Consider the following 6,445-nt stretch of genomic DNA (forward strand, 5'->3'; position numbering starts at 1 on the left):
GGCCGAGCCAACCGTCCGGTCGTGTCCACGGTCAACCCGGCCGCCCGCCCATGGACACGATTTCGCCAACTCTTGCACACAGCAGGCGCGCACCGATCGCACGGGTCGACTCGGAGAGGCCACCGCACCCGGCCCGAACGGGAGGACGAGAGCCCGGGGACGGCCTTTTGCGAGTACTCTGCCGTACCGCCGGCCCTGCCGGGGCCCGCCACGGACGCGCCTTCGCATCGGGCACGTTCCCGCTCCGCCATGCCTGATCGGCGAAAAATCCTTGGACACGGATGACCGCCGGTGCGAAGGTCCATGAATGACCGTTGGCGAACCTTTTGCCCTGCCCGCACCCCTGCCCGGCGGCCTGCTCCTGCGCGAGTCCGGTCCGGCCGACCTGGAACAGATCGGCGCCCTGCTCGCCGAGCGCGGCGCCCCGGAGGACGCCCTCGACCACCGCCTGGTGGTCGAGGACCCGGAGGCCGGCTGGTCGGCCTGCGCGGTGGTGGTCGACGGCGACCGGGTGGTCTCCACAGCCACCCTGCTTGACGAGGAACTGCGCCTCGGCGGCGTCCGACTGCCCGCCGGGCAGGTCGAACTGGTCGCCACCGATGCGGAGTTCGAGGGCCGAGGCCTGGTCCGGGCGCTGATGCAGTGGGCGCACGCGCGCTCCGCCGCCCGCGGGCACCTGGTCCAGGTGATGATCGGAATCCCGTACTTCTACCGGCTGTTCGGCTACGAGTACGCGATCGACATCCCGGTCTCACGGCCGGTGCGCGGCACCCCGACCGCCGAGGGCACGCCCGGGCTGCGCACCGCCCGGGCCGCGGACCTGCCCGCCCTGGCCGCGCTCCAGGACCAGGCGCAGCGCGGCTTCGACCTCGCGATGGGCCACTCCCCCGCCCGCTGGCGCTGGCTCCTGGCCCACGACGCGACCACGCTGCGGGTGGTCGAGCGCGCGGGTGAGGCGGTGGCCATGGCGCGCACCACCCCGGTGGACGACGGCGAGTTCCACCTCGCCGAGGCAGCCGCCGCCGACGAGCGCGCGGCACGCGAACTGCTCGCCGGCGTCGCCGCGTTGGCACCCGAGGCGCAGCTCCACGTGGTGCACCGCCCCGGCACCCTGCCGGCCACCGTCTGGCACGAGCTGCTGGACCACACGCCGCGCCCCGAGGCGGAGCAGTACTACGTCCGCATCCCCGATCCGGCCGCGCTGCTCGACCGGCTGCGCCCGCTGTTCCGGCAGCGCCTCACCGCCGCCGGGCTGGACCTCGCCGGCCGCGAACTGCTGCTCTCCACCTACCGCGCGCACTACCGCATCCCGGTCGGCGCGCAGGGGCTGGGCGAGGTGGTCACGGGCGGCACGATGCAGCGCCCCGGTTCGGACGGCGGCGTGGGCGTGGCACCGGACCAGCTGGCGGCGCTGCTCTTCGGCCCGTACGGGATCGAGGGGCTGAGCCGCATCCGTCCGGACGTGTACGTCCGCGGGGAGGACGAGCCGTACCGCGCGCTGTTCCCGCCGCAGACGGCCGACCTGCTGACGTACTACCTGCCGTGACAACCGCCGCCGGGATCTCGGCCGACCCCCTGTCGGGGCCCGGCGAGTGGGGGCCGTCAGCGGTCACCGCGTCGTGCCAGCGCTCTGTGGAGTGCCGGTGGGGCAGTTGACTCTGCCCCGCTCAAATGGCGCCCTGGTCGGGTACTGCGGGTCAGCGCCTCGTGGGGATGCCGGGCAGCGGCCCTGCGCTGGTCTCCGGCGTTTCGGTCAGCGCAGGCCGTCCCACAGGAGTCGTTCGGGCCGGGCGGCGTCCTGGCGGACGGCGGGTGCGGTGGCGTCCAGGAACATGACGGACCGGCCGGGCAGGTAGGCGGGCCAGCGTGGCAGGTGGCCGCTGGTGGGACGGCCGTGGCGGGCGAAGGAGGTCCAGGCGCCGCGCATCCGTTCGGACAACAGCGGATGGACTGACGTGTCCGTCAGCGGGTCGTACGGGTTCCCGAAGACGGGGCCGAGTTCGGCCATGTGGCAGGCACCGAGGGAGCCGTCCAGAGCCGGGGAAGGCTCGGTGAATTCATAGAAGTAGGTGTCCGCGCCGTGGGCGGCGCGGGCCTCTGCGATGCGGACCGCCGGCAGACGGTAGCCGTGGTCGGTCATCACCGCCGAGAACAGGTCGGCGGCACTGGCCTGCGGTCGGGCCTCGGCGTAGACGGCCCGCGCGGCCACGGGCTCCAGCCCGAGAGCGTTGAGGAAGCCGTGCAGGAACCCGTCGTCGATGTGGTCGGCCATGCCGAGCGGTACCAGGAACAGGCGGAACTCCTCAGCGGTGACGCCCGTGAGCAGATCCAGCCCGCGGCCCGCACCGGCGGCGATGGCGTCGACGGGACGCTCGGGCAGCGTCGCGGTCCCGGCCACGGGCAGAACGGTCGTGCCGCCTCCTGCGGACTCGCCCCACTGGCCCGGATCGGTACTGCGGGCGATCTCCTGAGCGAGTCGGCTGTTGGCTGCGATCAGGTCCCGCGGTGGGACGGCGGCGAGGGCTTCAACGGTGCACTCGGCGCCGACGAGTGCGGCCAGGCGTTCGGTGATACGGCGCGCGGTCTCGGGCGTGTGCGCGTGATGTCCGGCCCCGCTCTGGGTGACGGCCCGCCGGAACAGGCCCTCGGCCCGGGGCATCGCCATGAGCGCGGTGATGCTGATCGCTCCGGCCGACTGCCCGAAGACGGTCACGTTCCCGGGGTCGCCGCCGAACGCGGCAATGTTGTCGCGCACCCACTCCAGCGCGGCGATCTGGTCCATGAGACCGAGGTTGGCGGTGCCGTCGGGCAGCAGGAGGAAGCCCTCCGCGCCCAGCCGGTAGTTCAGGGTGACGCAGACGACGCCGTCGCGGGCGAGGACGGAGCCGTCGTAGGTGGGCAGCGAGCCGGAGCCGTTGCGGAAGGCGCCACCATGGACCCACACCATGACGGGCAGCCCTTCGCCGGACTGGTGCGGCGAAGGCGTCCAGACGTTGAGGTTGAGGCAGTCCTCGCCCTGGGGGCCGGCCTCCGTGAGAAGGCCGGCCATGGCAGGGGCGTATCCCGGCTGCGGTGCGCTCGGGCCGTGGACGAGCGCGTCGCGCACGCCGCTCCACGGCTCGGGGGTCCGGGGCGGACGCATCCGGTTCACGCCGAACGGCGGTGCCGCGTAAGGGATGCCCAGAAAGGATGCTGCGCCCTCGTGGAGGTGACCGCGGACCTGGCCGTGACGAGTGCTGACCATGACGTTGCTCATCGGGAAGTCCAGTTTCGGAAGAGCTTGGGATGTTCGGAGCGGTAGGAGCCTTCCTCCCGCCCGGCACGACCGCAACCGAATTCCCTCTCGCCCCACGGCATCTCCTGTCCCGGCCCACTTCCGCCCGGACCCCGGACACGGTCCGCGCCCGTGCTTCACAGCCACACGCACAGCGACGGCCCGCGCACCCCCCACGACCCGGCTGTCGGCCGACAGCCGGCCGACGGTCAGCCGGCCACGGTGACGGTGAAGCCCTCCGGCGCCCGCAGGTCGACCGCGCCCGTGTGGTCGGTGGTCACCTCGATCGGCAGTCCGGCCACGGTCAGCCCGTCGATCCGCAGCGACTCGTACCCGGCCGGCACCCGTGCCCGAACCTTCAGCCGGCGGCCCGGCGCGTCCGCCTCCAGGCCGAGCACCGACTGGAGGACCGCGACGGCGGAGGCTGCGGCCCAGGCCTGCGGCCGACAGGACGCCGGGTACGGGACGGGCCGGGCGTAGAGCTCGCGCGGGTGGCCGCCGAACAGCTCGGGCAGCCGGTGGTCGAAGGCCGCGGCAGCACGCACCAGTCCTGCGGCCAGCGGCGCGGCCGCCTCGTGCAGCCCGGCCCGGGCGAGGCCGTGGACGGCGATGGCACTGTCGTGCGGCCAGACCGAACCGGTGTGGTAGCCGAGCGGGTTGAAGCCGGCCGCGGCCGCGTCCAGGGTGCGCAGGCCGAAGCCGCTGGCCATGCCGGGGGCGGTGAGCCGACGGGCCACCAGTTCGCTCTCCCCGGCGTCCAGCAGCCCGGTGCCGAGCAGGTGGCCCATGTTGGAGGCGATCGAGTCCACCCGGCGCTTGGCCCCGTCGAGGGCGACCACCGGGTAGCGGCCGTCCTCGTCCTCGGTCCAGAAGTGGGCCCGGAAGCGCTCGCGCAGCCGCTCGGCCCACTGCCGCCAGTGGTCGGCGCCGGGGCGGCCGAACGCTTCCAGGAGGTCGGCCGCCGCGAGCGCCGCCTCATGGGCGTACGCCTGGACCTCGCTGAGCGCGATCGGGGCGTCGGCGATCCGCCCGTCGCGGAAGCGGATGCTGTCGGAGGAGTCCTTCCAGCCCTGGTTGGACAGGCCGCGGCCGGTGCTGTCCAGGTACTCCAGGAAGCCGTCACCGTCCGCGTCGGCGTGTCGCTCCAGCCAGCCGAGGGCGGCCTCGGCCTGCGGGAGGAGCTCCTCGACCTGGTCGGCGGGCAGGCCCCAGCGCCAGGCGTCGTGCAGCAGGACGAGCCACAGCGGGGTGGCGTCGGCGGTGCCGAAGTAGCAGGGCGGCAGGTGGGAGCCGGTGCCGAGGTGCTGCTCCTCGCGGCGGACCTCGTGGAGGATCTTGCCGGGCTGCTCCTCGGTGGCCGGGTCGACGGTGCGGCCCTGGCGGCGGGCGAGGGTGCGCAGGGTGCCGGCGGCGAGTTCGGTCCCGAGCGGGAGCAGCATCCGGGCCGCCCAGAGCGAGTCACGGCCGAACAGGGTGAGGAACCAGGGCGCGCCGGCGCCGAGGAAGGTGTCGGCGGGGCTCAGCGGGTCGGTGAGCAGCAGGCCGCGCAGGTCCTGGTGGGAGCGGGTGAGCCAGTGACCGAGGTCGTGTTCGCGGCCGGTGACCGCGGGGGTGTGCCAGGGTGCGGCGTCGGCGGGCGGGGCGGGGAAGAGGTCGCCGTCGCGGTGTTCGGCGGTGCACTCCAGGACGGCCTGCCAGGTCTGCCCGGGGGCCAGTTCCAGGTCGTAGCCGAGGGTGCCGGTGGCGGCGTCGAGGTGGTCGGGGGCCGGGCTGAGGGCGAGGACGGCGGTGAGCGGGCCGTCACTCCAGCGCAGCCCGTCCGGCTCGGCTTCGGCGGTGCGGGGAGTGCCGGTGCGGCCGGCCTTGACGGTGTCCATCGCGGCGAAGTCGCTCTCGGCGCGCAGGTCCAGGCGCAGCCGGGCAGTGAGGTCGCCGGCGTTGCGGACGGCGAGGTGTTCGACGAGGCGGCCGGGCCGTAGTTCACGGCGGCGTTCGAGGGTGACGGCGGGGTCGGCGGTCAGTTCGGCGAGACCGCGCAGCACGGTGACGAAGGTGGTGCTGCCGTCCGGGCCGTCAGCGGTGGCGACGGGTGCGCTGGGGACTCCGGCGACGGTCGCCTCCAGGCGGGAGAGGACCCGCCGGTCGCCGTGGTAGAAGCCGTCCGCGCCCTCGCCGATCCGGCCGTCGGGGCGTGAGGCGCAGAAGCTCGGGGCGGCCACGGAGAACCGGGCGTCGTGCAGGAACGGCTGCAGCTCAATCGCTGACATGGTCTCTTCATCCTCTGCTGGGGGCTTGACAGTTGCTTCCACCCGGGCGCAACCTTTCTGCCGTTGGAGCGTTCCAAGACATTAACCCCCCTGGTGGGGATGATGGAACCCCGTATTGGAACGCTCCAAGATCTTGTCGATGAAGACAGAACCTAGGATCGCCGTCATGCATGCACACTCATCGCCCCGGCCCAGGGCAGGGTCCGCCGTGACCCTCGAAATGGTCGCCGCTCGGGCCGGCGTGGGCCGTCAGACGGTGTCCAACGCGATCAACTCGCCCGAACTGCTGCGCCCGCAGACGCTGGAGCGGGTCAGGCGCGCCATCGACGAACTCGGTTACCGGCCCCACCGGGCCGCGCAGGCGCTGAAGACCAGGGCCAGCCGGCTGATCGGCTACGGCATCCGCTCCAGCAGCACCGGCGTCCCGACGCCGGTCCTGGACCGGTTCCTGCACTCGCTCTCCGAGGCCGCCGACCGGGCCGGGTACCGGGTGGTGCTGTTCGCCGTGGCCCCCGGGGACGACGAACTCACCAGCTACCGGCAGCTGCTGGACGAGCACGGCGCGGACGGCTTCGTGCTCAGCGGCACCGACCGCGGCGACCGCCGCCAGGGCTGGCTGCACGAGCAGGGCGTCCCGTACGTCGCCTTCGGCCGCACCTGGACCGGCCGGGACGTCGGCGACTGGGTCGACGTGGACGGCGCCGCCGGGACGTCCACCGCCGTCCGGCACCTGGCCGGGCTCGGCCACCGCAAGATCGGCTTCCTCGGCTGGCCGAAGGGCTCCGGCGTCGGCGACGACCGCGCCCGCGGCTGGCAGAGCGCGATGCGCGAGCTCGGACTGCCCACCCGGGGCCGCCGGGCCGAGAGCCCGGACGACCCGGAACGCGCCGGCGAGGCCGCCGAG

At 73.9% G+C, this 6,445-nt stretch carries 4 protein-coding genes; 2 read left to right on the forward strand and 2 right to left on the reverse strand.

Translation table 11 applies throughout. The features are described from left to right. Positions 1 to 307 precede the first annotated feature (307 nt). Positions 308 to 1,546, forward strand: a complete 1,239-nt coding sequence (locus KS423_RS08400; RefSeq protein WP_224276742.1) for a GNAT family N-acetyltransferase — start codon at positions 308 to 310, stop codon at positions 1,544 to 1,546. A gap of 207 nt (positions 1,547 to 1,753) precedes the next feature. On the opposite strand, the gene KS423_RS08405 is transcribed toward KS423_RS08400, so the two are convergent. Together KS423_RS08405 and KS423_RS08410 are read right to left on the reverse strand one after the other, a co-directional pair. Continuing rightward, entirely contained in the window at positions 1,754 to 3,244 is a 1,491-nt protein-coding gene (locus tag KS423_RS08405; protein ID WP_224276744.1) for a carboxylesterase/lipase family protein, read from the reverse strand. 239 nt (positions 3,245 to 3,483) lie between these two features. After that, the gene (locus KS423_RS08410) at positions 3,484 to 5,541 is read right to left on the reverse strand and encodes a glycogen debranching N-terminal domain-containing protein (protein WP_224276746.1); all 2,058 of its coding nucleotides are present in this window, start codon (positions 5,539 to 5,541) and stop codon (positions 3,484 to 3,486) included. 208 nt (positions 5,542 to 5,749) lie between these two features. Here KS423_RS08410 and KS423_RS08415 point away from each other — a divergent pair. Beyond that, positions 5,750 to 6,445: LacI family DNA-binding transcriptional regulator (locus KS423_RS08415; RefSeq protein WP_308020155.1), on the forward strand; the 696-nt coding region annotated here is incomplete at its 3' end.

It is taken from the genome of Streptomyces sp. LS1784 (assembly GCF_020103755.1).
GTDB lineage: Bacteria > Actinomycetota > Actinomycetes > Streptomycetales > Streptomycetaceae > Kitasatospora.